The sequence below is a fragment of the Nonomuraea sp. NPDC003707 genome (genome assembly GCF_053587055.1).
The window spans coordinates 336,561-361,672 of sequence record NZ_JBSFNK010000004.1; the positions used below are offsets into that span (position 1 = coordinate 336,561).

19 protein-coding genes and 1 tRNA gene are annotated in these 25,112 nt (G+C 70.2%); 10 read left to right on the forward strand and 10 right to left on the reverse strand.

The features are described 5' to 3' along the window. Positions 1-9: 9 nt before the first annotated feature. Positions 10-3,213 (reverse strand): BTAD domain-containing putative transcriptional regulator, encoded by a 3,204-nt coding sequence (locus ACWDRB_RS12415; RefSeq protein WP_449893277.1) that lies wholly within the window; start codon positions 3,211-3,213, stop codon positions 10-12. Here ACWDRB_RS12415 and ACWDRB_RS12420 point away from each other — a divergent pair. Together ACWDRB_RS12420 and ACWDRB_RS12425 are read left to right on the forward strand one after the other, a co-directional pair. Further along, positions 3,212-4,087: a TatD family hydrolase gene (locus ACWDRB_RS12420; RefSeq protein ID WP_363970629.1), complete on the forward strand. Its 876-nt coding sequence runs from the start codon at positions 3,212-3,214 to the stop codon at positions 4,085-4,087. The genes ACWDRB_RS12415 and ACWDRB_RS12420 overlap by 2 nt on opposite strands. A 109-nt stretch (positions 4,088-4,196) precedes the next feature. Continuing rightward, on the forward strand, positions 4,197-5,111 hold the full coding sequence (locus ACWDRB_RS12425; protein WP_449893279.1) for a ubiquitin-like domain-containing protein: 915 nt from the start codon (positions 4,197-4,199) through the stop codon (positions 5,109-5,111). Positions 5,112-5,118: 7 nt separating this feature from the next. Here the strand turns inward: ACWDRB_RS12425 and ACWDRB_RS12430 are convergent, their stop codons facing one another. Both ACWDRB_RS12430 and ACWDRB_RS12435 read right to left on the reverse strand, forming a co-directional pair. Beyond that, positions 5,119-6,306 carry a hypothetical protein gene (locus ACWDRB_RS12430; protein ID WP_449893281.1) on the reverse strand — a complete coding sequence of 396 codons (1,188 nt, stop codon included), beginning with the start codon at positions 6,304-6,306 and terminating at the stop codon, positions 5,119-5,121. Next, positions 6,306-8,228, reverse strand: coding sequence for a protein kinase domain-containing protein (locus ACWDRB_RS12435; protein WP_449893283.1), 1,923 nt, complete (start codon positions 8,226-8,228; stop codon positions 6,306-6,308). The genes ACWDRB_RS12430 and ACWDRB_RS12435 overlap by 1 nt, the downstream gene beginning before the upstream one ends. 67 nt (positions 8,229-8,295) lie before the next feature. On the opposite strand from ACWDRB_RS12435, the gene rsmA reads away from it, so the two are divergent. After that, entirely contained in the window at positions 8,296-9,135 is an 840-nt protein-coding gene (rsmA, locus tag ACWDRB_RS12440) for a 16S rRNA (adenine(1518)-N(6)/adenine(1519)-N(6))-dimethyltransferase RsmA (protein ID WP_449893724.1), read from the forward strand. Positions 9,136-9,591: 456 nt separating this feature from the next. Then, positions 9,592-10,371, forward strand: a complete 780-nt coding sequence (locus ACWDRB_RS12445; RefSeq protein ID WP_449893285.1) for a C40 family peptidase — start codon at positions 9,592-9,594, stop codon at positions 10,369-10,371. Here the strand turns inward: ACWDRB_RS12445 and ACWDRB_RS12450 are convergent. Next, complete coding sequence (locus ACWDRB_RS12450; RefSeq protein WP_449893287.1) at positions 10,344-11,102, reverse strand: arginase family protein; 759 nt, start codon at positions 11,100-11,102, stop codon at positions 10,344-10,346. The two genes, ACWDRB_RS12445 and ACWDRB_RS12450, sit on opposite strands and share 28 nt — an antisense overlap. Positions 11,103-11,524: 422 nt before the next feature. Then, positions 11,525-12,427: a 4-(cytidine 5'-diphospho)-2-C-methyl-D-erythritol kinase gene (locus tag ACWDRB_RS12455; RefSeq protein ID WP_449893289.1), complete on the reverse strand. Its 903-nt coding sequence runs from the start codon at positions 12,425-12,427 to the stop codon at positions 11,525-11,527. Between the two features lie 640 nt (positions 12,428-13,067). Between ACWDRB_RS12455 and ACWDRB_RS12460 the strand changes: the two genes are divergently transcribed. Continuing rightward, positions 13,068-14,900, forward strand: a complete 1,833-nt coding sequence (locus ACWDRB_RS12460; RefSeq protein WP_449893291.1) for an ABC-F family ATP-binding cassette domain-containing protein — start codon at positions 13,068-13,070, stop codon at positions 14,898-14,900. A 330-nt stretch (positions 14,901-15,230) separates the two neighbouring features. Here ACWDRB_RS12460 and ACWDRB_RS12465 read toward each other — a convergent pair whose 3' ends face one another. After that, positions 15,231-15,737, reverse strand: a complete 507-nt coding sequence (locus tag ACWDRB_RS12465) for a MarR family winged helix-turn-helix transcriptional regulator (RefSeq protein WP_355197462.1) — start codon at positions 15,735-15,737, stop codon at positions 15,231-15,233. 57 nt (positions 15,738-15,794) lie between these two features. On the opposite strand from ACWDRB_RS12465, the gene ACWDRB_RS12470 reads away from it, so the two are divergent. The 4 genes from ACWDRB_RS12470 to ACWDRB_RS12485 are packed head-to-tail and all read left to right on the forward strand — an operon-like array spanning position 15,795 to position 19,603. After that, the gene (locus ACWDRB_RS12470) at positions 15,795-16,565 is read left to right on the forward strand and encodes a trans-aconitate 2-methyltransferase (protein ID WP_350725846.1); all 771 of its coding nucleotides are present in this window, start codon (positions 15,795-15,797) and stop codon (positions 16,563-16,565) included. Then, positions 16,562-16,900: a glyoxalase gene (locus ACWDRB_RS12475; protein WP_449893294.1), complete on the forward strand. Its 339-nt coding sequence runs from the start codon at positions 16,562-16,564 to the stop codon at positions 16,898-16,900. The genes ACWDRB_RS12470 and ACWDRB_RS12475 overlap by 4 nt, the downstream gene beginning before the upstream one ends. 52 nt (positions 16,901-16,952) lie before the next feature. After that, positions 16,953-18,431 (forward strand): CYTH and CHAD domain-containing protein, encoded by a 1,479-nt coding sequence (locus ACWDRB_RS12480; protein WP_397372100.1) that lies wholly within the window; start codon positions 16,953-16,955, stop codon positions 18,429-18,431. Continuing rightward, complete coding sequence (locus ACWDRB_RS12485) at positions 18,428-19,603, forward strand: cytochrome P450 (RefSeq protein WP_355197454.1); 1,176 nt, start codon at positions 18,428-18,430, stop codon at positions 19,601-19,603. Before ACWDRB_RS12480 ends, ACWDRB_RS12485 begins: the two co-directional genes overlap by 4 nt. A gap of 24 nt (positions 19,604-19,627) precedes the next feature. On the opposite strand, the gene ACWDRB_RS12490 is transcribed toward ACWDRB_RS12485, so the two are convergent. The 4 genes from ACWDRB_RS12490 to ACWDRB_RS12505 form a co-directional block, all read right to left on the reverse strand. After that, positions 19,628-20,458, reverse strand: a complete 831-nt coding sequence (locus ACWDRB_RS12490) for an NUDIX hydrolase (protein ID WP_449893298.1) — start codon at positions 20,456-20,458, stop codon at positions 19,628-19,630. Next, the gene (locus ACWDRB_RS12495; protein WP_449893300.1) at positions 20,451-22,511 is read right to left on the reverse strand and encodes an RNA degradosome polyphosphate kinase; all 2,061 of its coding nucleotides are present in this window, start codon (positions 22,509-22,511) and stop codon (positions 20,451-20,453) included. The genes ACWDRB_RS12490 and ACWDRB_RS12495 overlap by 8 nt, the downstream gene beginning before the upstream one ends. A 188-nt stretch (positions 22,512-22,699) precedes the next feature. Next, entirely contained in the window at positions 22,700-23,659 is a 960-nt protein-coding gene (locus tag ACWDRB_RS12500) for a TetR family transcriptional regulator (protein ID WP_449893302.1), read from the reverse strand. Positions 23,660-23,702: 43 nt separating this feature from the next. Beyond that, a complete protein-coding gene (locus tag ACWDRB_RS12505; protein ID WP_397372104.1) occupies positions 23,703-24,641 on the reverse strand; it encodes an acyl-CoA desaturase in 939 nt (312 codons plus the stop codon). A gap of 300 nt (positions 24,642-24,941) precedes the next feature. Between ACWDRB_RS12505 and ACWDRB_RS12510 the strand changes: the two genes are divergently transcribed. Continuing rightward, positions 24,942-25,013, forward strand: a tRNA-Gln gene (locus tag ACWDRB_RS12510). Positions 25,014-25,112 lie beyond the last annotated feature (99 nt).

The following is a 25,112-nucleotide window of genomic DNA, read 5'->3' on the forward strand; positions in this document are numbered from 1 at the left end:
ACCGGACTCTCACCACGGGGTCGGCTGATCGGTGACGGCGGCGATGGCGCTCAGCGGTGAGCGGTCGACGGCCTCGTCGGGCACCCCGGCGAGCGCCAGCGCCTCCCGGTGGGAGAGCCGCGCGCCCGCCCGCCGGGCCCGCGCGTAGGCCTGGTCGCCCAGCGCCGCCCGCACCCGCTGCGCGACCTCGGGCTCCTGGGGCAGCTCGATGCCCCGCATGGCGACGGCGGCGCCCAGCAGCGTGGCCGCCCGCTCGGCGTCGTCGTCACCGAACGCCAGCGCGGCGAGCGCCTCGAACGCCCGGGCGGTCTCGGCCAGCGCGCCCACCTCGACCGCGCCCGCCATCGCCCGCTCGTAGGACTCTCTGGCCGTCTTCCGATCCCCTTCGGCCTCGGCCACCCGGCCCAGGCCGACGTGGAGCCGGGCCAGGTTCCCCGCCGATTTGACCCATACGGGGTCCGACTGCCGCAGCGCCCGCTCGTACAGCTCCCGCGCCCGTGCCAGGTCGCCTTTCGCGGCGGCAACGTCACCGAGCCCGCGCAGCGCCGAGGCCAGGTACGTCGGCAGGCCCGCCCGCCCCGCCAGTTCGGCGGCCCGCTCGTAGTCGGCCCGCGCTCCGGCAGGGTCGGTCGCGACGCGGTGATCGCCCCGGTTGCACAGCAGGTCGGGCAGATCCTCTTCGGCCCCGAGCTGCTCGGCCAGCGCGATCGCCTCCTCCATGCGCGCCACGGCCGTCGCGTCGTCGCCGCAGGTGCCCGCCAGCCACGAGAGCCCGTCCAGGGCCAGCGTCATGCCCCAGCGGTCGCCGAGCACCCTGAACTGATCGAGCGCCGCCGTCAGATCGGCCTCCGCCGAGGCGAACTCCCCGGCGGTCATCTGCGGATAGGCCCAGATGAACCGGGCCATCGCCCGCTCCCACGGGTCTCCGTCCCGCGCGGCCCGCCGCAGCACCGTGAGCGCCACCGTCGGATCGATCGAACCCGCCGTGATCATCGGCCACAGGAACGTGACGAGCGGGTACCGCCGCGCCCCGGAGCCGTCGGTGACCATCGTCTCGGCCAGGCTCTTGTGGCTCTCCCAGGCGTCCCTGCCGGTGCTCCCGGCCAGCGCGGACAGCAGGCACAGCACGTACGCCTCGCCCAGCTCCGGATCCGGCGCGGGACCCGCCGCCTCCAGCAGCGCCACCGCCGGGGCGGTCGCGGCGGCCCGCATGCCGCGCATCCACAGGTACGACGACTGGGCCGCCAGCAGTCGCATGCCGAGCGCCACCTCCCCGGATTCGGCCGCCCAGCGCAGCGCCGCCTGCAGGTTGTCGTGTTCCGCGGCGAGCAGGTCGAGGTGGTGGAGCTGGTCGGCGCCGCGCAGGTGCGGGTCGGAGCGCTCGGCCAGGCCGAGGAAGTACGCGGCGTGTGCTTTCCGTACGGTGTGCGCCTCGCCGGCCAGTTGCTCGGCGCAGAACGCGCGGATGGTCTCCAGCATGCGATAACGGCCGCCGCCCGGCTGGAGGAGCGATTTGTCGGCCAGGGAAACCAGGAGGTCCTCGGCGTCCGCCAGCCCGCACACCTCGGCGGCGGCCGTGGCCGTGGCGCCGCCGGAGAAGACGGTCAGGCGCCCGGCCATGGCCTTCTCCCGGTCGGTGAGCAGCTCCCAGCTCCACGCGACGACCGCGCGCAGGGTCTGGTGCCGGGGGTCGGCCGTCCGGCTGCCGCGCGACAGCAGGCTGAACCGATCCTGGTCCGCCAGCCGTACGGCCAGCTCGTGGGCCCCGTGCGTACGCAGGCGGGCGGCGGCGAGCTCGATGGCCAGGGGGAGGCCGTCGAGTGCCGCGCAGATGCGCTCGACCGACTCGTCCGGGGTGAAACCCGGGCTCGCGGCGGCGGCCCGGTCGGTGAAGAGCCGGACGGCGTCGGCGGGGGCGAGCGGGTGCACCGGCCAGACGTGCTCGGCCGTGATGGCCAGCGGCTCGCGGCTGGTGGCGAGGACGCGGAGGTCGGGGCAGGCGGAGAGCAGGCGTTCGGCGAGCTCGGCGGCGTCGTGGACGACGTGCTCGCAGTTGTCGAGGACCAGCAGCATCGGCCGCCCGGCCAGCGCCGCGACCAGCCGGTCCGTCGGCGCGGACCGGTCGCCCGGCCCGATGGCGCGGCCGCCCAGCAGGCCGCTCTCCCGCACGCCGAGCGCGCCGAGCACGACCTGCGCGAGATCCGCACCTACCCCCGCCGCCTCTGGCACCGCTGTGTTCGTCCTCGACGCGCCGGCGCGCGCTGAGGCCAGTTCGACCAGCACCACCTCGACCGGCTCCCGGGTATCGCCCAGCGGCGGCTCGGCGAGCGACCGGGCGACCTCGACCGACAGCCGGGTCTTGCCCGCGCCGCCCGGCCCCAGCAGGGTCACCAGGCGCGCGGAGCCGAGCAGCGCGGACACCGCCGCCACGTCGGCGTCCCGTCCGACGAAGCTCGTCAGCCTGGCGGGCAGCGCGCGCCGCACCGGCGCGACAGGATCGGCCGCCCCGCGCAGCAGGCGGCCGTGCAGGTCGGCCAGCTCGGACGACGGATCCGCGCCCAGCTCGTCCGCCAGCAGCCGCCGGGTGCCCTCGAACACCACCAGCGCCTCCGCGGGCCGCCCGTCCGCCTGGAGGGCACGCATGAGCTGGCCGCGCAGCCGTTCCCGCAGCGGGTGCCGCTCGATCAGCTCGCCCAGCTCCGCCACGACCTCCCGGTGGGCGCCGCGCCGCAGGTCGGCCTCGATCCGGTCTTCGAGCGCGGCCAGCCGCCGCTCCTCCAGGAAGGCCCCGTGCTCGGGGTCCAGGTCCGCGACCGCCGGCCCTCGCCACAGCGCCAGCGCCTCCCACAGCAGCCCCGCTGCCCGGACGGGGTCCCCGCCACCCTCCAAGGCGTCCCGGCCCGCGTCGGCGAGGCGCAGGAAACGGTGGGCGTCGATGTCGTCGGGCGCGGCGAGCAGCCGGTAGCCGAGCTCGGTCAGCTCGATCGCGACCCCGTCCCGCCGCAGCCGGGAGACCTGCGAGTGCAGCGCGTGCACCGCGTCGCCGTGGGCCCGGTCCCCGTAGAGGACCTCGACGAGCCGATCCCGGGAGACCACCTCCCCGGGGCGGAGCAGCAGCAGCGCCAGCAGCGCCCGCCGCGCGGGACCGCCGAGCGGCACCTCGCCCCCGTCCGCGCGCCAGGCCATGGTGCTGCCGAGGATGCCGAACCGCATGGACGCTACTTTAGAACTCGTGACCAAGCTTCCCGCCGCTCCCGAGCCGCTTTCCGCACCGGTGTTCGACAGCCACTGCCATCTCGACATCATGGTCGGCAACAGGCAGGCGTCATCCGGCGATCCGGTGGCGCAGGCCGCGCAGGCGTCGGAGGCCAGTGTTCGGAGCATCCTGGAGGACTCCAGGGCGGTCGGCGTGACGCGGCTGGTCACCATCGGCTACGACCTGAGATCTTCCAGGTGGAACGCCGACGTGGCGGCCGAGCAGGAGGGTGTGTACGCCGGGGTCGCCATCCACCCGAACGAGGCCCACGAGGCCACGGCGGAGGTCCTGGCCGAGATCGAGAGCCTCGCGCGGCGGCCGGAGGTGCGGGCGGTGGGGGAGACCGGGCTCGACTACTTCCGTGACTGGGCGAGCAAGGAGGACCAGCACGCGAGCTTCCGCGCGCACATCGAGATCGCCAAGCGCACCGGCAAGGCGCTGGTCATCCACGACCGCGACGCGCATGACGACGTGCTGAGGGTGCTGGCGGAGGAGGGTGCGCCGGACAAGGTCGTCTTCCACAGCTTCTCGGGCGACGCCGAAATGGCGAAAAAGTGTGTCGAAGCCGGATATTTCATGTCCTTTTCCGGGCCGGTGACGTACAAGAACGCCGCCTACCTCCGCGAGGCCGCCCAGACCGCCCCGCAGGAGCTCATGCTGGTCGAAACCGACGCCCCCTACCTGCCGCCGGTCCCGCACCGCGGCAAGCCCAACGCCCCCTACCTCATCCCCCTCACTTTGCGCTGCCTGGCGGAGGTCAAAGGGGTCCATCCGGATCAGTTGTGCGAGGCGATCAGTGCCAACGGAGTCATGGTCTTCGGCGAGTGGTGACCATCTTTTGCTGAACCCGCGGCTGCGGGGACGAGCGCGACGCTAACGTTCGGGCGGTCCTGACCGTTACCGGAATCGGGCGGCCCGTGGCCGCACCCGGAGGTGCTTCGTGCGAGGTAAGAGGCGCGCGCCTCGTCCCCCGATCCCGTGGCGTTCGCCGTGGACGCCGGTCGTGTGCCTGGCGGGCATGGTGGCGCTGGGGGCGCTCGTGTCGGTGTCGTCCCTGGTCAAAGAGGTCGTCGTGATCGTCGACGGCAGGCAGTCGCAGGTCCGCGCGTTCGCGGGGACCGTGCACGACGTGCTCGCGGAGGCGGGGGTCTCGGTGGGGTACGGCGACCTCGTACGACCTCCCGCCCACGAGGACGTCACCGACGGATCCACCATCGAGGTTCGCCACGCCCGCCCGATCACCCTGACCCTGGACGGCCGCACCAGCCGGCACCTGGTCACCGCCACGAACGTCGGCGACGCCCTCGCCGAACTCGACCTCACCCCGGCCGCCGGCAAGCTCTCCGCGCCGCCGGACGGCGCGGTGCCGCTGTCGGGGATGGAGCTGACCGTCTACACCCGGCGCAGGGTGTACGTGGTCGCCGGCACGAGTCGGATCGCCTCGCGCACCACCGCCAGGACGGTACGCGAGGTGCTCAGGCAGAAGCGCATCCCGCTGCGCCACGGCTACGTGGTGAACCCGCCGCTCGGCAGCTTCCCCAAGGACGGGACGGTCATCACGGTCACACCATCGCACACCGTACCGATCCGCCCGGAGGTCCTGCGGCTCAACTGGCAGGCCCTGGCCGTGTGCGCGGCTCTGGGCGACCCCCAGGCCTACAACCCGGACGGGCCGTACTACGGGATGTACCAGTTCAGCCTGCCCGTGTGGCAGGCCGCAGGCGGGATGGGGATCCCCAGCACGTGGCCGGCGGAGGAGCAGACGTACCGGGCGCAGGTCCTCTACCAGCAGATGGGCAGCCGCTGGCAGACCCAGTGGCCGAACTGCGCCGACCGCCTCTTCGACCCGGCCTAGTAGGGGGTCATCCCGATAGGGACACCCCGAAATCCGCGCCCTTGGTCGGCTGGACCGGCTGGAGCGTCTCGGCGTTCCGCCCGGCCACCGCCACCCTCCCGAACGGCCGCGCGTCCGGCTGCCCCACGAACAGCTTGTTGCCGCTGAACGCCACCGACCACCCGGACAGCCCGTCGCCGGTCGCCAGCTGCCGATCCTCGGCCGCGTTCTTCCAGGAGACCACCCGGACACCGCCCCCGTACGGGGCGCCGATGGCCAGCCTGCCGTCCGCCGACGCCGCCATCGAGAACCCGAACGCCTGCTTGCCCCCCTGCGTGACCCTCCGCGTCGGTTTCCTGCCGGGGTCGAGCAGTTGCACGTACCCGGGGCCGGGGGAGCTCACCGCGTACCCGGAGCCCTCGCCGTACACCACCGAGTAGCCGAACCTGTCGCCGGAGACGTCGGTCGGCGAGTCCAGCTTGAACGAGGTGATCTTGGGTGCCAGCACGTCGTCGATGAAGACCACGGACCCCGAGTCGATCTTGCCGGTCTCGACCTGGCGGCCGGCGCCGTCGTCGTTCTCGTACGGGACGCCGACGACCAGCTCGTTCTTCGGCCCGAACGCCATCGACCAGCCGAACTGGTCGCCGACCTCGCTGTTGCCCCGCACGTCGTCGGACTCCTGGCTGATCCTGCGCAACTGGCCGGTGCCCTGGCGTACGTAGATCGCGCCCACGTCCGGGAGCCGTCCTTCGTCCTCGTACGGCGCGCTGATCGCCAGCAGGTCGCCGCGCGCGGCGAGCGACCAGCCGAAGTGCGCGAAGCGCTGGGGCTGGGCCGCGGTCAGCCGCTGGGGAGGCGTGGCGCCGCCGCCGTAGACGACGTACGCGGCGCCGGCGTCCTCGGTGCCGTCCACGTCCGCGTACGGCGCGCCGATCACCAGGTCGGCGCAGGCGTCGGCGTCGACCTTGGCCAGCCGTACGGACCAGCCGAAGGCGTCGCCCCTGGCCAGGTCGGGGACGGTGACGGGGACGACCTTGTCGCCCGACAGCACGCTCACCGAGCCCTTCTGGTCGTCCGCGAACGGGTCGCCCACGGCGACGTCGTCCACGCCGTCGCCGTCGAAGTCGGCGGCTCCGGCGCAGGCCGCCGCGCCGGTGTGCATGAGCGGTGTCCCCGTCGCGAGCATGAGCGCGATGAGCGCGGATCGGATCATCACAGCGCGACCTCGATCTGCTTGCCGTTCTCGAGCATGGTCGCCGTCAGCTTCACGGGTTTGCGGTACATCGCCAGGTCGAACACGAACGCGCTGTCCACCCGCCCGCCCGGCAGGATGGCCGGGGGCAGGGTGAGGGCGGCCGGGTCGTGTTCGCCGCCCCGGTCGTCGACCATGGTGACGACGGGCTGGATCAGCTGCCTGCGCTCGCCGCCGGGGTTGAGCATCGTCCAGCGGATCACGCAGAGCTGGCCCTGGGTCGCGGTCTTGCCCTCGTACTCCTTCAGCCCGCATTCCGGTGCCGACGCGACGATCGCGACGGGGTCGTCGAAGTTGGCGCCCAGCGCGAAGCGGCGGCCCACGTCGTTCGGGCCGGCGGTGCCGGTCGTCTGGGACGGGGTGCCGGGGGTGGCGGTGGTGGGCGTGTTGCGGGCGGAGGTGACGATCAGTACGGCCACCGTCACGACGATGGCCAGCACGGCGGCCGCGGCGGCGATGAGCCACCGGGTGCCCTTCGTCCTGGAGCCGCCGAGGGTGTCGGGTTCGTCGTTGCCCGCCAGGGTTTCGGGCGGCCGGGTGTTGTCGCCGGGCAGGCTGCCCTGACGCGGCTGCACCTGGGCTTCCGGTCCACCCGAGCGGGCCTGCTCCTTCTTCTTGGCCAGGGCTTCGGCCTGAGCCTGCTCCCGCTGCCGCGCCTGCGCCTCCCAGCGCGCGAACTCCTCCTTGGCGGCCTCTTCCTCCCTGCGCGCCAGCTCCTCGACCGACGGCTGAGGGGGCGCGCCCGCGTTTCCGAACGAGCCCGGCACACTTGGGACAACCCCCGGCACACTGGGCGCGCTCGAGGCGCTGGAGGCGCCAGGGAAGCTCGGGTTGGGCGGGCTGACCGGGTTGGCCGGGTTTGCCGGATTACCCGCGTTGCCGGGGATACTCGGGGTTCTACCAGTGGCATCGCTCGGCGGCGGTGTCGTGAAAGTAGCCGTGATATCCGGCTCATCCACGACATTCTGCGGCGGCTGCCATTCGTTGAGCATCTCGGTCGCGACCAAGGTGGGCGGATCGGCGGGGCGCGCCGGCGTACTGCCTCCCACCAGGGCGATCAGGAGATCCTGCGCCGACGGGCGCACGGCCGGGTCCATGGAGGTGGCCCGCCGTACTAACTCGTTGAGCGGCGCGGGCAGCACGCCCAGCTCGGGCGGGGCGTTCAGCACGCGCGTGGCCAGCGTGATGGGGTCGCCGCGGCCGAACGGGTGCCGTCCGTTGCCCGCGTACGCCACCAGGCAACCCCAGGCGAAGATGTCGGCCGCCGGGCTGACCACCTCGCCACGCACCTGCTCCGGGGCCCACCATCCGGGGCTGCCCAGCAGTTCGCCGGAGAGCGTGAACCCGGTCTCCCGGTCGAGCGCCCTGGCGATGCCGAAGTCGATCACCCTGGGCCCCGACAACGACAGGATCACGTTCGCCGGTTTGAGGTCTCTGTGCACGAGCCCGGCCACGTGGATCGCCGCCAGCGCCGCCGCGACCCCCAGCGCGACGCCGTGCAGCGGCCCCGGTTCGAGGGAGCCGTATTTCGCGATCTGATCCGAGAGCGGGGTGCCCGCGATGTACTCGGTCACCATGTACGGACGTCCGTCCCCGGTGTTGCCGTTGTCCAGCACCTGGGCAGTGCAGAACGACGCCACCCGGCGAGCGTTCTCGACCTCCGCATGGAACCTGGCCGCGAAACCCTCCTGGTTGGCGAACTCCGCCTTGACGACCTTGAGCGCGACGAATCGACCCGTCGGTGCCCGCGCGAGGAACACGGTTCCCATCCCGCCCTCGCCGAGCCGGCCGAGCAGCCGGTACGGTCCGATTTCCCGCAAGTCCGTCGGGCGGAGCGGCGCGGCGCCCGTTGGCTCCATGAGGGACGTCCCTTCCTGTTCCACGCCATCCTCTCCTTTGGTCTCCCCAAGCGCCATCGATGGTTCTTCGATGCGAGAGACTGGTTGGATGATGAGGCTGTTGGGCCCTGCAGAAATACGTATTTTGGCGGACAAGCTAGATCTTCGTCCGACAAAAAAGCTAGGCCAGAACTTCGTGATCGACGCAGGAACCGTCCGGCGCATCGTCCGCGTGGCCGATCTTTCGGAGAACGACGTGGTCATCGAGGTGGGGCCGGGCCTCGGCTCGCTCACCCTCGCCCTCCTGCCCTCCGCCGCGCACGTGGTGGCGGTCGAGATCGACCCGGTGCTGGCGGGCCAGCTCCCCATCACGGTGGCAGACCGCGGCGGGCTCGACAAGCTCACGGTCGTGAACGCGGACGCCATGAGGATCACCCCGGACGATCTGTCCGGATTCGCCCCCACCGCCCTCGTCGCCAACCTCCCCTACAACGTGGCCGTCCCGGTGGTGCTCCACCTTCTCGAGGTCCTGCCGTCCCTGCGCAAGGGCCTGGTCATGGTCCAGTCGGAGGTCGCCGACCGCCTCGCCGCCGGCCCCGGCTCGAAGGTGTACGGGATTCCGTCGATCAAGGCCGCCTGGTACGCGGACGTACGCCGCGCCGGCCCGGTCGGCCGCACCGTCTTCTGGCCCATCCCCAACGTCGATTCCGGCCTCGTCTCCATGGTCCGCCGCGAGCCGCCCACGACGAGCGCGTCGCGCAAGGAGGTGTTCGCGGTGGTGGACGCCGCCTTCGCCCAGCGCAGAAAGACCCTGCGCGCGGCCCTGGCGGGGTGGGCGGGCAGCGCGGCCCAGGCGGAGGCGGCACTGAGGGCGGCCGGCGTGGACCCCTCGGCCCGCGGGGAGCAACTGGACATCACATCCTTCGCCCGCATAGCCGAACTCAAGCCGTAACCCCCTCCGCGTCCCCTCCCCGCGTCCCGCGTCCCCTTCCCATCCGCCACCCGTGCCGCCACCCTCCGGCCCGGCGCCTCCGGCCCACCACCCCCCACCCCACCCTTCCGCCCGGGTGCCCTGCCCCACCGTTCCGGCAGGTGCCCAACCAGCCGTTCTGGGATGCCCCACGGCGCCCCTTCCGTCCGGTGCCCAACCCCGCGCTTCCATCCGGTGCCTCAACCGACTCTCCGGCTCGGCGCCCAACCGCCCTCCCGACCGGTGCCCGACCCACCCCGCTCGGTACTCCCTCCCGGCCAGCACCCCATTCACCCGCGGTGCACCGATCCGATGTCGTTGTCCACAGCCCCACCCACCCAGCCTCCCGTTTTCCACAGAACCACGCTCGGCCCAACCCCATCTCCCGCCACCGAATGATCCTGGCCTCCACACCCACCACACGGTCAGGAGGCCACCATGATCACCCTCCCCACCTTCCTCAGGCTCACCCTCGGCGGCGTCCTCTTCGGCGGGCTCATCGCAGTCCTGACCCCCCTCCCGACCTCCGCCCAAGCAGCGGCGACCCGGCCCCGGCCCTGGCCCCAACCCAGGACCCCGACCCTCCTCCCGACCTCGGCCCAAACCGCAGCAACCCGGCCCCAACCCAGGACTCTGGCCACCGTCCCGACCTCCGCCCAAACCGCAGCGACCCCACCCCAACGCAGGATCCTGACCGTCAACCCCGAAGCCGAGCCCCTTCAACGCACCTCAGACGGGAGGGCCACGGATCCCACAACCGGGCTCGATTCACTCCTACGCACCCCCGGCGGCAGGATCACCACCCTCACAAGGGGCCAGATCGCCGTCTCGGCCGCCCTGGACCAATTGGGAGTCTCCTTCTCCTGGGGCGGCGGCTCAGCGAAAGGCCCCACCATCGGCATCGGAAGGGGCGCCGGCACAAGGGGCTTCGACTGCAGCGGCCTGACCCTCTACGCCTGGTCGAAAGCCGGCATCGCCCTCACCCACTACACCGGCGCCCAGTTCCGCCAGGGCCGCAGGATCCCGTTCCGCGCGCGACGCGCAGGCGACCTGCTCTTCTTCGGCGGCGGCACGGGCGACCCGACCCATGTGGCCCTGTTCCTCCGGGATGGCCTCATGATCCACGCCCCCAGAACCGGCGACGTGGTCAGAAGGACCAACTTCCTGGCCTCGCCGTATTTCCGCTCCGTCTACCGCGGCGTCGTACGTCCAGGCTGAGCACAGACCTTCACCAGCTCGCCGACCAACCCGGAGAGCAATTCCTGATCTTCCTGCCTGGACGGCTCGTACTCCGTGAGCCCCAACCCCGCCACCTCGAACCGCTCGGCAACGGCGGCGACGAGCGAGAGCAACTGTTCAGGCTGCAGCCCGCCCGGCGTAGGACACCCCACACTCCGGAAGACCAGAGGATCGAGCACATCGAGATCGATATGAACGTAGACCACAGGCTCGCACCCCTCAGGGCCGTCATCCCCGAGCGCCCCAGCACCACAGCCCTCGATCGCCGCGACCAGCCCCGCGCCGTCCACCACCGGAAGATGCCGGACCCCGTGCTCCTCGACAAAGGCGGCCTCACTCGAATCGAGGTCCCGCACTCCCACGAGCACGATCCGCCCAGGCGCCACCGGCTCCCGAGCCACCAGCCCTTCGGGCCCTTCCCCGGTGAGCGCCCGCAGCACCATCCCGTGATAGGCCCCGGAAGGCGACGACTCAGGCGTGTTCAGATCCCCGTGGGCATCGAACCAGACCACAACGAGCCGATCCCCGTACCGCTCCCGAGCCGCCGCAACCGGCTCGAGCTCAACCCCGCAATCCCCGCCAACGGTGACCAGGAGCCCATGTTGAGCCTGCCCGACCGCCGCACGAACCTTCACAGCCGTCGAGCGAAGATCGTCATCAACTTCGACACGAACCCGCTGATCCGCCGCCCCCACCATCTCGGCCAGCAACCGCGCCCCTTCCCGCAGGCGCTCAGCCGTGGGAGCCCCGGACCCCCGCCACTGCCCCACCTCAACCACCGTCACCCCGGCCATCGCGGCCCCCTCGTCACCTCAGCCTCATTGGTCACTCACGGGAGACCGGCTGCTCAAGCCGATACCCCGCAAACCAACGCTACGCGGGAGGACGAGAGCGCCACCAGGGCGGCGTCCTGGACCGGCCCGTGGGCGTCAACGCTGTGTGGGTGGCCGGGGATCAGGCCAAGTTGGTGTCCTGGACCGGCCCGTGGGCGCCAGCGCTACGTGGGAGGACGAGAGCCAGACCAGGGCTGCATCCAAGACCGGAGCGTGGGCGCCAACGCTATGCGAGACCGAGTACCAGACCAGGGCGGCGTCCTAGACGTGGGCGTGGGCGCTATGCGAGAGGCCGGGGATCAGACCAAGGTGGCGCCCTGGACCGGGCCGTGAGCAGCCACGGCCGTGTGTGCGGCGCCGGTGGTGGTCAGGCTGAGGGCCAGGTCGCGGGCGTGGAGGGCGTCGATGGCCAGGAAGGCGCACGTCGGGCCCGATCCCGAGACGATCGCGCCCAGGGCCCCGTGCTGACGACCGGCGTCCAGCGTGGGCGCGAGTTCCGGCCTCAGACTGAGCGCGGCCGACTGGAGGTCGTTGCTCAGGTGGGCGCCCAGGGAGTACGCGTCGCCCGTGCCCAGCGCCTCCATCAGGGAGCCGTCCAGCTGAGGCCACGGCACCTCGGCCCCTTCGGCCGCCCTGAGCCGGTCGCACTCGGCGTAGACGCTGGGCGTAGAGAGCCCGCCGTCCGCCAGCGCGAACACCCAGTGGAACGTCCCCCCGGTGGGCAGCTCGCTCAGCTGCTCACCGCGACCGGTGCCGACCGCCGTGCCCCCGAGCAGGGAGAACGGGACGTCGCTGCCAAGGTCACCGGCGATCTCCATGAGGTCTTCGAACGGCAGCCCCAGACCCCACAGCTCGTTGCACGCCACCAGCGCACCGGCGGCGTCGGCGCTGCCGCCCGCCATCCCGCCCGCCACGGGGATGTCCTTCTGGATGATCAGATCGACGCCGTACGTGCGACCCGCGTGCTTGGCAAGCGCCCGGGCGGCCCGGATCGCCAGGTTGCTCTCGTCGGTCGGCACCTGGTCGGACCACTTCCCGTTCACCGCCACGGTGATCGACTCCGACTCCTTGGCCACCACCTCATCGAAGATCGATACTGCGTGGAAGACGTTCACCAGGTCGTGGTAGCCATCTTCCCTGAGCGGGCCGACAGAAAGCTGTACGTTGACCTTCGCGGGCACACGTACGGTCACCGAACTCATCGATCTTCTGCCACTCTCATCACTTGCCGGGGTCAAGGACACTCGATGTTATCGAGGCCCGCCGCCCTGACATGCGGTTCTCGAAAGATGACCTCGGGAACGCCCAACTCTTCAACACGCAGAGTCAAGTTCGTAGACATTTGCCCCAGATCCTCACTGGAGCATAGGCGTCCCCCGCGATGGACGTCTCCCGTGACGGGGACGGCCCTACGACGCACGCTTCCAGCAACGGCCGCCCGAACGCGGCCTCAGCGCCTCTTGCGATAAGCGCCTCATCGCGGCGTGGACTCCTGCGACGCACGTCTCCTTCGGTGACGGATGCCCCCTGTCGGATGTGAACGCTTCCTGCGATGGCGATGCCTCATGGGACGTGGATGTCTCCTGCGATGCGGGTGCTTCGTCGTGACGTGAGCGCCTCCTGCGGTGACGGGTACCGGCAGGGACGTGGACTGTCCCCGGGATGGACGTCTCCTGTGGCGAGGACGTCCTCTGCGGTGGGGACGTTGCCTGCGACGTACGCCTCATGAGCGGGTCGTGCGTGTGTACGGCTGGCCGGAAGTGCTGCCGGGTGTTACGAGGGGCGGAGGTGGGCGAATCGTCGGGCGTCAGGTGGGCGGGGAGCCGATACCCTGGGGAGGTCATGAATCTGGTCAATCTTGAGTCGGTTTCCCATGCGTACGGGCCCAAGCCGCTCCTCAGCGACGTATCCCTGGGTGTCGAGGCAGGCGAGCGCATCGGTGTCGTCGGTCGTAACGGGGGCGGGAAGACGACCCTCCTGTCCGTGATCGCGGGAGCGGTACAGCCCGACAAGGGGCGGGTCACCCATAACCGGGGCCTGCGGGTCGGGTTCCTGTCGCAGCAGGACACGCTCGACGCCGGCACCGCCATACGCGAGATCGTCCTCGGCGAGCGGGCCGAGCACGAGTGGGCGGGGGATCAGCGCGTACGCGAGATCCTCGCCAACCTGATCGGCGATCTCGACCTCGACGCCAGGGTCGGCGATCTGTCCGGTGGGGAGCGCAGGCGTACGGCGCTGGCGCAGCTGCTCATCGACGACCATGACCTGATCATGCTGGACGAGCCCACGAACCATCTGGACATCGAGGCCATCGCCTGGCTGGCCGGGCATCTGGCGGCGAGCAAGAGCGCGCTGGTGGCCGTGACGCACGACCGGTGGTTCCTCGACGCCGTGTCGAGCCGTACGTGGGAGGTCGTGGACGGGCGGGTCGAGCGGTATGAGGGTGGCTATGCCGCATTTGTGCTCGCGAAGGCCGAACGGGCGCGGATCGCGCAGGCCGCCGAGGAGCGCCGCCAGAACCTCATGCGCAAGGAGATCGCCTGGCTGCGCCGTGGTCCGCCTGCCCGCACGTCCAAGCCGAAGTTCCGCATCGAGGCCGCTCAGGCTCTGATCGCGAACGAGCCTCCGGCGCGCGAGACCGTCGAGCTGATGAAGTTCGCCGCTGCCCGCCTCGGCAGGACCGTTTACGATCTTGAGGACGTCACCCTGCACGCCGGCGGGCCGGACAGCGGGCCGCTGGTGCTCGACGATCTCACGTGGCAGTTCGGCCCCGGAGACCGCATCGGGCTGATCGGGGTGAACGGCTCCGGCAAGTCGTCGGTGCTGCGCCTGCTGGCCGGCACGGTGGTGCCCGACTCCGGGCGCGTGATCAAGGGCAAGACGGTACGCCTCGCGCACCTGTCCCAGGAGCTGACCGAGCTGGATCCGGCGCGGCGGGTGCTGGAGTCGGTGGAGGAGGTACGCAAGTACCTCCAGGTCGGCAAGCGGGAGTGGACGGCCTCTCAGCTGCTCGAACGCCTGGGGTTCAAGGGCGAGGCGCAGTGGAAGGTCGTCGGCGACCTGTCCGGCGGTGAGCGGCGGCGGCTGCAACTGCTCAGGCTCCTCATGGACGACCCCAACGTCCTGCTGCTCGACGAGCCCACCAACGACCTCGACATCGAGACGCTCAACGAGCTCGAGGACCTGCTGGACGCCTGGCCCGGCACGCTGGTCCTGGTGAGCCACGACCGCTACTTCCTGGAGCGGGTGACCGATCGCTGCGTGGCGCTGCTCGGTGACGGCAAGCTCTCGCTGCTGCCCGGCGGGGTGGACGAATACCTCGAACGCCGCGCGGCCGGCACGGCCCTGACCGCCCGCGTCGGCACCTCGGCCAACGCCACGATCGCGCAGGCGCCCAGTGTCGCCGCCGCATCGGGGGGCGTCGCGGGTACGTCCACGCCCGATGAGGGGCTGTCGGCCAAGGAGGAGCGCGAGCTGCGCAAGGAGCTCAACCGTCTGGAACGCCAGCTCGACAAGCTGAGCGACCAGGAGTCCCGCCTCCACGCGGCCATGGCCGACGCGGCCAGCGACTACGAGAAGCTGGGCTCCCTCGACGCCCAGCTGCGCGAGATCAACACCCAGAAGGACACGATCGAAGCGGAGTGGCTCGAGGTGGCCGACCGCCTGGGCGACTGAGGCTTCCCGTCACACGGGGGCGGAGCGGCTTGGGGCTGTCGATCGTGTGGGTGGCTGGGGCTTCGTGTCGCCCGAGATGGAGCGGCTTGGATTGGTCGATTGCTCGGGTGGCTGAGGCTTCGTGGCGCCCGGGGCGGAGGGCGACCATCGCTTTGCGTCGCCCGAGGTGGAGTGGCTCGAAGTGGCTGAGGCTTGGCGTCGCCTGGGGTGAAGTGGCTTGGGTCGGTCGATCGCTTGGGTGACTGACGCGCAGCAGCAGCACACCCGCCCGATGGAGGGCGGGTTGGGGTCGTATGAGCAGGGATGCCTGCCGGGCGTAGAGCTGGTGGGCTAGTGGGGGGAGTCGAAGGGGGCGAGGAGGGTGCGGAGGAGGCCTGAGAGGGCGCGCTGATCATCGGAGCCGAGGCCGGACAGGAGCTCGTGTTCCCGCCGCAACAAGTCCGCGAAGGCCGCGTCCACGCGAGCGAGGCCCGGGTCCGTCAAGGACACCAGGACGCCGCGCCGGTCCTCGGGGTCGGGCCGACGGCGCACCAGGCCCGCCTGGGCGAGCCGGTCGATGCGATTCGTCATCGTCCCCGAGGTGACGAGCGTGGCCCGCAGCAGGGTGCCGGGGCTGAGCTCGTACGGCTTGCCGGCCCGCCGCAGCGCCGTCAGCACGTCGAACTCCCAGGGCTCCAGGTCGTGCTCGGCGAACGCCGCCCGCCTGGCCCGGTCGAGATGCTTGGCCAGCCGTGACACCCTAGAGAGAACCTGGAGCGGCTCGACGTCGAGGTCGGGGCGCTCCGCGCGCCAAGCCGCGACGAGGCGGTCCACCTCGTCTCTAGCATCCTCCGTCATGACACAAGAGTGTACTGTCTTGACATCGAGATATCTCTCTCGATATCAATTATCTTCATGTCAAGAGATATTTGGGACCCGGTAACGTACGCGGTCTACGCCGACGAGCGGTCGCGGCCGTTCATCGAGCTGATCTCCAGAGTGGGGGCGGTCGACCCCGATTATGTCGTGGACGCGGGCTGCGGCAGTGGTGAACTCACCGTTGAGCTGGCCAATCGCTGGCCCCGCGCGACCGTGGAAGGCTACGACTCCTCGCCCGCGATGATCACCAAGGCCCGCGGGCTGGGGTCCAGGGTGCGGTTCGCGGTGGCGGACGTGGCCACGTGGCGTCCCGACCGGCCGATGGACGTGATCGTCTCGAACGCCGTCCTGCAGTGGGTGCCGGAGCATCGCGAGGTGCTGGAGCACTGGGTAGAGGATCTGGCCCCGGGGGGCTGGCTGGCGTTCCAGGTGCCGGGCAACTTCGGCGCGCCCAGCCACGTCGCCATCCACGAGTTGTGCGCCTCCCGCGCCTGGTCCGACAGGCTCGACGGCGTCCTCAGGGCGCACCCGGTCGACGACCCGATCGACTATCTGGACCTGCTCAACCACGGCGGCGCGCAGGTGGACGCGTGGGAGACGACCTACATGCACGTGCTCCAGGGTGAGAACCCGGTGCTCGACTGGGTCTCCGGCACCGCCCTGCGCCCGGTCTTCGACCGGCTCGACCCGGACGAGCAGCGGCGGTTCAAGCAGGACCTCGCCAAGTCGCTCGCCGAGGTGTACCCGGCCAGGAGCTACGGGACCCCCTTCCCGTTCCGGCGGATCTTCGTGGTGATGCAGAAATGATCCAAGCGCTGCACCACGTCCAGCTCGCCGCGCCCAGGGGCAGCGAACCGGAGCTGAGGCGCTTCTACGAGGGTGTGCTGGGGCTGCGGGAGGTGCCCAAGCCGCCTGAGCTGGCCAAACGCGGTGGGGTATGGTTCAGGGGCGAGGGTGTGGAGGTCCACCTCGGCATCGAGGACGACTTCAGGCCCGCGCGCAAGGCACATCCTGCCTTCCTGGTGGACGACCTCGACGGGTACGCCCCCGGCATGGAGCCCGACCTTCTCTTCCCCGGCTACCGGCGGACCTATCTCTCGGACCCCGTCGGCAACAGAATCGAGCTCCTGCAGGTCGTGTGATGTTCACCTCAAAGTGGCATGATGTTCCGAAATCGGACTCTTGCGAGGTGTAGTGGGCATCGAGATCGAGGACAAATTTGACGTTCCTCCCGACTACGCGATTCCGGACCTGAGCCGTGTGGCCGAGGTCATGGGGCCGAAGAGCTATCAGCTGGTGGCTCTCTATTACGACACCGCCGACCTGCGGCTGGCCACGCGAGGCGTCACGCTCAGGCGGCGACGAGGCGGCGACGACGCCGGCTGGCACCTGAAGCTGCCCAAGGCCAAGGGGGTACGGCAGGAGATCACCCGTCCCCTCACCCGCAGCGCCAAAGTCGTGCCCGCGGAACTGGCCGAGCTCGTCCGCGCCTACACCCGCGGCGCCCCGCTCGTGCCGGTCGCCGAGCTGGACACCCGCAGGAGCGTCACCGTCCTGCTCGACGGCGACGTCAAGCTCGTCGAGGTCGCCGACGACCGCGTCAAGGGCACGGTGTACGGGGATGAGCCCACGATCGTACGGTGGCGCGAGGTCGAGGCCGAGCTGCTCGCCCCCGATCGCCAGGGCGTTCTCGCCAAGGTCGGCAAGCGCCTCAGGAAGGCCGGCGCGACGCCCTCGGCGGCCACCAGCAAACTCGCCAAACTGCTCGAACCCGCTCCGCTCCCCAAAGCCCCCACCGAGCCGGACACGGCGGGCGAGATCGTCGTCGCCTACCTGGCCGGGCAGGTCAACGCCCTCCTCGCGCAGGATCCGCGGGTCCGCAGGGCCGAGGACGACGCCGTGCACCAGATGCGCGTGGCCGCCCGCAGGATGCGCAGCGCGCTCAAGGCGTTCAAGAGCGTCATCGCGGACACCGCCCAGGTGCAGGACGAGCTGCGCTGGCTCGGCAACGTGCTCGGCGAGGCCCGCGACCTGGAGGTGATCAGGGCCAGGTTCGCCAAGGAGCTGGCGAGGCTGGAGCCCGAGCTGGTCCACGGCCCCATCCAGACCCGGCTCGGTACGGATCTGTACGAACGCGAGCAGGAGGCGTATGGCCGCATCAAGGAGGCACTCAGCGGCGACCGCTACTACACCCTCCTCAACGCGCTCGATCAGCTCGTCTCCGCCCCGAAGCTGGAGAAAGCGGCGGCCAAGCCCGCCCAGGAGAAGCTCAGCGCCATCGCGGCGGCCGGCTGGAACCGGGTGACGAAGGCCTACGAAACCGCTCAGGCCATAGAAGACCCGGAACGTCGTGAAATAGCCATGCACGACGTGCGCAAGGCCGCCAAACGCGCTCGCTACACCGCCGAAGCGCTCCAACCCACTCTCGGCGCGAACATGGGCAAGCTGGCCAAACTCTCCGAGAACGTCCAGGAGATCCTGGGCACGCACCAGGACGGCGTGGTGGCGCAGGAGACGCTGGCGAAGGAAGCCGAGAGCGCCCGCCAGGCAGGCGAGGACACGTTCACGTACGGAGTGCTCATCGGCATCGAGCGCAGCGCGGCCGAGCGGGCGTACGCGGAGTTCCCCAGAGTCTGGGCAGAGACGGTCGGGGCGGTTATGAAGGTTCTATGAGGAACCTTCCCACCATCCCCTTCGAACGCGGCAACCTGCTGGAGGTGCCCGCCGCGTACCGCGACCTGCGGGCCGAAGCGGGCATCGCGAAGGTACGCACCCAGACGGGCGACGAGGTCTGGCTGGTCAGCGGCTACGAGGACGCGCGCAGTCTGTTCAACGACCCCCGGCTCGGGCGCTCGCATCCCGAGCCGGACAAGGCCGCCAGGCTGTCGGGATCGGCCATACTCGGCGGCCCCCAGGGCGACATCGCCACGGAGAAGGCCGAGCACGACCGCATGCGCAAGCTGTTCATGCCGTCCTTCTCGGCCCGCAGGATGAAGGCGCTCAGCGACCACGTCGGCTCGCTCGTGGACGAGCGGCTCGACCACCTGGCCAAGCTGACGCCGCCGGTCGACCTGCACGCCGAGCTCTCCTTCCCGCTGCCCGTGCTGGTCATCTGCCAGCTCCTCGGGGTTCCGTACGAGGACAGGGAGTACTTCGGGGGCGTGTCGTTCCGCCTGGGCGACATGCTGGACCTGGAGAAGGGCCAGGCGGCGCGCGATGAGCTGAGCGCGTACATGGCCGGGCTCATCGAGCGCAAGCGGCGCGAGCCGGCCGAGGACGTGCTGTCCGACCTGGCGAACGAGCTGGACGACGACGGGAAGATCGCCGAGCTCGCCGGCGGGCTGCTGTTCGCCGGCCACGAGACCACGGTCAACCGCATCGACTTCGGCGTGCTGCTCCTGCTCGCCAACCCCGGCCAGCGCGACCTGCTCATCGCCGACCCGGGGCTGGCGCCCGGCGCGGTCGAGGAGATCCTGCGGATGGCCACGCCGAGCCTGCACGGCCTGCCCAGGTACGCCCACGAGGACATCGAGATCGGCGGCCACACGATCCGCCGGGGCGAGGCCGTGGTGCTCACCCCGGGAGCGGCCAACCGGGATGAGCGGATCTATCCGGATCCGGATGTGTTCGACATCCGCCGTCCGTCGGCCGACCCGCATCTGAGCTTCGGGTACGGCCCGCGCTTCTGCATCGGCGCCAGCCTGGCCAGGGTCGAGCTGGTGGCGGTGTTCGGCAGGCTGTTCCAGCGCTTCCCCACCCTGCGGACGGCCGTACCCGTCGAGGAGCTGCCACGCAGCGAGGGGAGGATCGCCGACGGCTTCGCGAAGCTGGAGGTCACCTGGTGAGCGGCGCGGCCTCCAGGCGCTCGGTCAGGCCGCGTAGCGCTCGACGCTGACGACGTGCCCGCCCGCCCGCTGCAGCACGGCGAACGCGCCCTTGCGCAGGTGCAGGTCCTTTCCGCTCAACGTCCTGATCAGGTCGGGGAGCACCTTGCGGTGGCTGCACACGGCCGCGGGCACGGTGATCTCCCTGACCATGGCGGGGGTCTTCTGCGGGTCCTGCCCCTCCTCGCTGAGGAGGGGCTCCAGCTTGAGTTCGGCCCCGTACGGCTCCAGGGTCTGGACGCATCGGGCACTGGGGGAGCTGATCAGCAGCTCGGGCCGGTAGGCGGGCAGCGCGGTGGCCAGGTGCGCCGCCTGCGACCGGCCGTCGGTGTCGAGCGGGCGCAGCTCGTCGTCGCCCTGCCACTCGTTCCTGGAGCCGGCCGAGCCGTGCCGTACGAGGACGAGGGGCACGGTCTCGAGCGGCGCAGCCTTCAGCGCGCGCAGCAGCCCCACGTCCCATTCGTACGTCAGCAGCCGCCTGGCCTCCTCTAACGGCAGCCAGCGCAGTTCGTCCACCTCGTCATTGGGGGAGAAGCCGTCGTCGGCGGCCACCCGCGCCGTCCAGTAGTCGACCCGCTTGAGCCGCCCGGAGCTGAGGTAGTGGACCGGTGGCAGCGCGCGGCCGAGCAGGACGGTCAGCCCGGTCTCCTCCCGCACCTCGCGCAGGGCGGCGGCGATCACGTGCTCGCCGGACTTCAGCTTGCCCTTGGGGAAGGTCCAGTCGTGGTAGTTGGGACGGTGGATGACGGCGACCTCGGGGCGGCTCTCCTCGCCCCTCCAGACCACGGCTCCGGCGGCGCGGAGCAGGTCAGTCATCAACGGTCCTCCAGCGGCGCGTGCTGATGAGATGGCTCTGCGGGTCCTCGCCCGGGTGGCGGGCCCACGTGCCGTCGGAGTGCAGCACCCACGCGTTCGTGGTCTCGGCCATGGCCAGGTCCATCAGCTCGATGAGGTACGCCTTGTGCTGCGGCGCGGTCACCTTGACCAGGGCCTCGACGCGGCGCTCGAGGTTCCTGCGCATGAGGTCGGCGCTGCCGATCCAGATCTCGGGACGGCGGCCCAGGCCGAACTCGTACACCCGGGAGTGCTCAAGGAAGCGCCCCAAGACCGACCTTACGCGGATATTTTCGGACAAGTCTGGAATGCCTGGGCGGAGGCTGCAGATGCCCCGCACCCACAGGTCCACCGGGACGCCCGCCCTGGACGCCCGATAGAGGGCGTCGATGATCGGCTCGTCCACCAGGGAGTTCGTCTTGATCCTGATCCGTGCCGGGCGCCCCGCCTCCTGGTGGGCGATCTCCCGCTCGATCCTGGCCAGCAGCCCGCTGCGCATCGAGTGGGGCGCGACCAGCAGCCGCCGGTAGGCGGAGTGGTTGGAGTAGCCGGTCAGGTGGATGAACAGGTCCGTCACGTCCTCGCCGACCAGCGGGTCGGCCGTGAGCAGGCCGAAGTCCTCGTACTGCCGGGCGGTCTTGGGGTTGTAGTTGCCGGTGCCGATGTGGCAGTAGCGGCGCAGCTCGCCCGAGGCCTCCTGGCGGACCACGAGCGCGAGCTTGCAGTGGGTCTTCAGCCCGACCACGCCGTAGACGACGTGGCAGCCGGCCCGCTCCAGCTTGCGTGCCCAGGAGATGTTGGCGTGCTCGTCGAAGCGGGCCTTGATCTCCACGACCACGACGACCTGCTTGCCCGCCTCGGCCGCGTCGATCAGCGCGTCCACGATGGGGGACTCGCCGCTGGTGCGGTAGAGGGTCTGCTTGATCGCCAGGACCCTGGGATCGGCCGCGGCCACCTCGATGAAGCGCTGCACGCTGGTGGCGAACGAGTCGTACGGGTGGTGCAGCAGCACGTCGCGCTCGCGCAGGATCGAGAAGAGGTCGTCCTCGGCGCTGATCACCTCGGCGGGCACGAACGGCCGGTAACTCAGCTCGCCCCGGTCCAGGTCGGCGATGGCGTGCAGGCCCGACAGGTCGAGCGGCCCCTGCAGCCGGTAGATCTCGTGCGGCGCCAGCTCCAGCTCCTCGATCAGCGGCGCCAGCACCTCCGGGGTGATCGTGTCCTCGACCTCGAGCCGCACGGGCGGGCCGAACCGCCGCTTGAGCAGCTCCTTCTCCAGAGCCTGCATGAGGTTCTCGGTGACGTCCTCGTCGACGTCGAGATCCTCGTTCCTGGTGACGCGGAAGACGTGGTGCTGGAGGATCTCCATGCCCTTGAAGAGCTGCCCCAGATGGGCCGCGATGACATCCTCAAGAGGGACGAACCGGTCCTTCGAGGCCTGCACGAACCGCGGCAGCTGCGACGGCACCTTGACCCTCGCGAACACCGTGTGATCGGTGGCCGGATTCCGCACCAGGACCGCGAGGTTCAGGCTGAGCCCGGAGATGTAGGGGAAGGGGTGCGCGGGGTCCACGGCCAGCGGCGTCAGCACGGGCCTGATCCGCTCCCTGAACAGCTTTCGCAGCTCCGTACGCTCCTCGCGGCCCAGCTCGTCCCACCGGACGATCTCGATGCCCTCGGCGGCCAGCTGAGGGGAGATGTGGTGGTGGAAGGCCGCGGCGTGCCGGATGGCCAGATCGTCCGCGATCGTGGCGATCCTGGCCAGCTCCTCGCGCGGCTTCAGCCCACTCTTGGTACGCAGCAGCAGGCCCGTGGCCATGCGCCGTTTCAGGCCCGCGACCCGTACGCGGAAGAACTCGTCGAGGTTGCTGGCGAAGATCGCCAGGAAGCGCACCCGCTCCAGGAGAGGGGTCGATGGATCTTCGGCCAGATCGAGCACGCGCTCGTTGAACTGGAGCCAGCTCTCTTCGCGATTGAGAAACCGCTCCTGAGGCAGGGGCAGGTCGTTGGCGGGTTGGAACGGTTCCGCGGACATATGGCCTATATTGCCCCGTTTGGTTGAACAGAACGTTAACGCGGTCGCAACGGCTTATCCCGGAAAGTCAACCACGCTCTACCCAATCGTCACTCAAGACATCCCCCCTGTTCAAGCCCACCGCCGGACAGTCTTCCCACATCCGCCCCTCCCGCCGACGCCTTCCGGACCGGGGTCCCAAGGGCGGATTACTCCTGGTGGTCCGCCTGTTCGAGGCGGGCGGTGCGTTCGGCGAGGCGGGCCTCACGCTGACGGATCTTCTCCTCGCGCTCCCGCGCCTTCTCCGCCTCCTTCAGCACCCGCTCGCGCTCCTTCTCGGCCTCCTTGAGCAGCCGTTCCCGCTCCTTGAGGTCCCGGACCCGCGCCTTCTCCGCCTCCTTGAACTCCCGCACCCGTGCCTTCTCGGCCTCCCTGAGCTCCTTGTCCCGCGCCTTCTCCAGCTCGCGCAGCTCCTTCTCGCTCGTGCGCGGCTTGGCGGGGACGGGGGCCGGGGCGGGGACGGAGACGGGCTGGTCGCGGGTCGCCGCGGTGATCGCCGGGTCGGGGTTGAGCCCGGTCAGGCCGTTCCAGGCCAGGTTGACGAGGTGGGCGGCGACCTCCTCGCGGCCCGGCTTGCGTACGTCGAGCCACCACTGACCGGTCAGCGCGACCATGCCGACCAGCATCTGGGCGTACATCGGCGCGAGCTTGGGGTCGTAGCCCCGGGCCGCGAACTCGTCGGCGAGGACGTCCTCGACCTGGCTGGCGATCTCGTTGATCAGGCTCGCGAACGTGCCGGTGCCCGAGGCGGCGTGGGAGTCGCGCACCAGGATGCGGAAGCCCTCGCTGCTCTCCTCGATGTACTGGAGCAGCGCCAGCGCGGCCCGCTCCAGCTTGATCAGTGAATGGGACGCGGCCAGCGCCTCGGTGATCATGGTGAGGAGCTTCTGCATCTCGCGGTCCACGACGACCGCGTAGACGCCTTCCTTGCCGCCGAAATGCTCGTAGACCACGGGCTTCGACACCTGTGCGGTAGCGGCGATCTCCTCGATAGAGGTCCCGTCGAACCCCTTCTCCGCGAAGAGGGTGCGGCTGATGCTGATCAGCTGCTCTCTGCGCTCGCTACCGGACATGCGCCTGCGAGATCGGGGTTCGGTCACGGTCTCCATAATGACGGCCACGGGTGCGCGGCCGCTCACCGGCTGATCTACGTCAGGCAATGCGCTTCGCCGCCAGGCGTTCGGGGGTAGGCCAGCGGACGTCGTACACCCAGCCCAGCTTCTCGAAGATCCGGATGGACCCGGCGCTCAGGTCGATCTGGCCCTTGAGCGCACCGTGCCGGGCGCAGGTCGGGTCCGAGTGGTGCAGGTTGTGCCAGGACTCGCCGAAGGACGGGATGGCCAGCCACCAGACGTTGCGCGACTTGTCGCGTACCTGGAACTCCTCCTCGCCGAAGACGTGGCAGATGGAGTTGATCGACCAGGTCACGTGGTGCAGCAGGCCGATGCGGATGAGCGAGCCCCAGAACAGCGCGGTCAGCGCGCCCTGCCAGGACCAGGTGACGAGCCCGCCGATCACGCCGGGGAGCACGATGGAGGTGATGGCGATCGTGCCGAACCACTTGTGCAGCTTCATGACGTCGGGGTCCTTGACCAGGTCGGGAGCGTACTTCTCGCGGTTGGTCCGCTCGCTCTCGAACAGCCAGCCCATGTGGGCGTACAGGAGGCCCTTGGACAGGGACTTGAAGCCGGGGCCGAACCGCCACGGCGAGTGCGGGTCGCCCTCCTTGTCGGAGAACTTGTGGTGCTTGCGGTGCGTGGCCACCCAGTCGAGTACGGACATCTCCAGCGACAGGCTGCCCGCGATGCCCAGCGCGATCTTCAGCGGCCGCTTGGCCTTGAACGAGCCGTGGGTGAAGTAGCGGTGCAGCCCCACGGTCACGCCGAGCCCGGAGATCACGTAGAAGACGAAGGAGATGACGATGTCCGACCAGCCGAGACCCCATCCCCATGCGAACGGCACCGCGGCCGCGATCGCGATCAGCGGCAGCCCGACGACGAGCGTGAAGGTGACCAGTTCTGCCTTGGATCGGGGCTCGGGTTCGAATTCGGGCTTCGGCGTCGGGGAAGAACGCTCGGCGACAACGGTCATGGACGACCTCCAACGGCATGTATGAGGATGTATGTCCGGGCTACGCCACCGTAACCTACGCTAGCGTAAGTAAGGAAGCCCTAAGCCGTTAATGGGGGGAACGTGACGCTCTGCAGAACAAGGTGGGTGGGGTTTGCGCCTTGCGCCTTTTAGGGCGGTCTGTTATATGGTCGGCGTGCCGCGTACCTGCCGTTACCTGGGACTTCGCGCCCGAGCCGGGTGTGGGACGCAATTACGGGCGCGCGCCGGGGTTCGGGATCGGTATCGTAGGGATGTGTCGGACGCCACGTGTCCGATCTGTCCCGGATCGTCTAATCGGCAGGACAAGTGGTTTTGGTCCACTTTGTAGGGGTTCGAGTCCTCTTCCGGGAGCTGTGACCTGCTCCCCCGGCGAGAATGTTCGGGGTGCGTCCAGGTATCCTCACGGTGTCGGGAGGGTAGCGGTGCGGTAGACGTACCAAATGCCCTGAT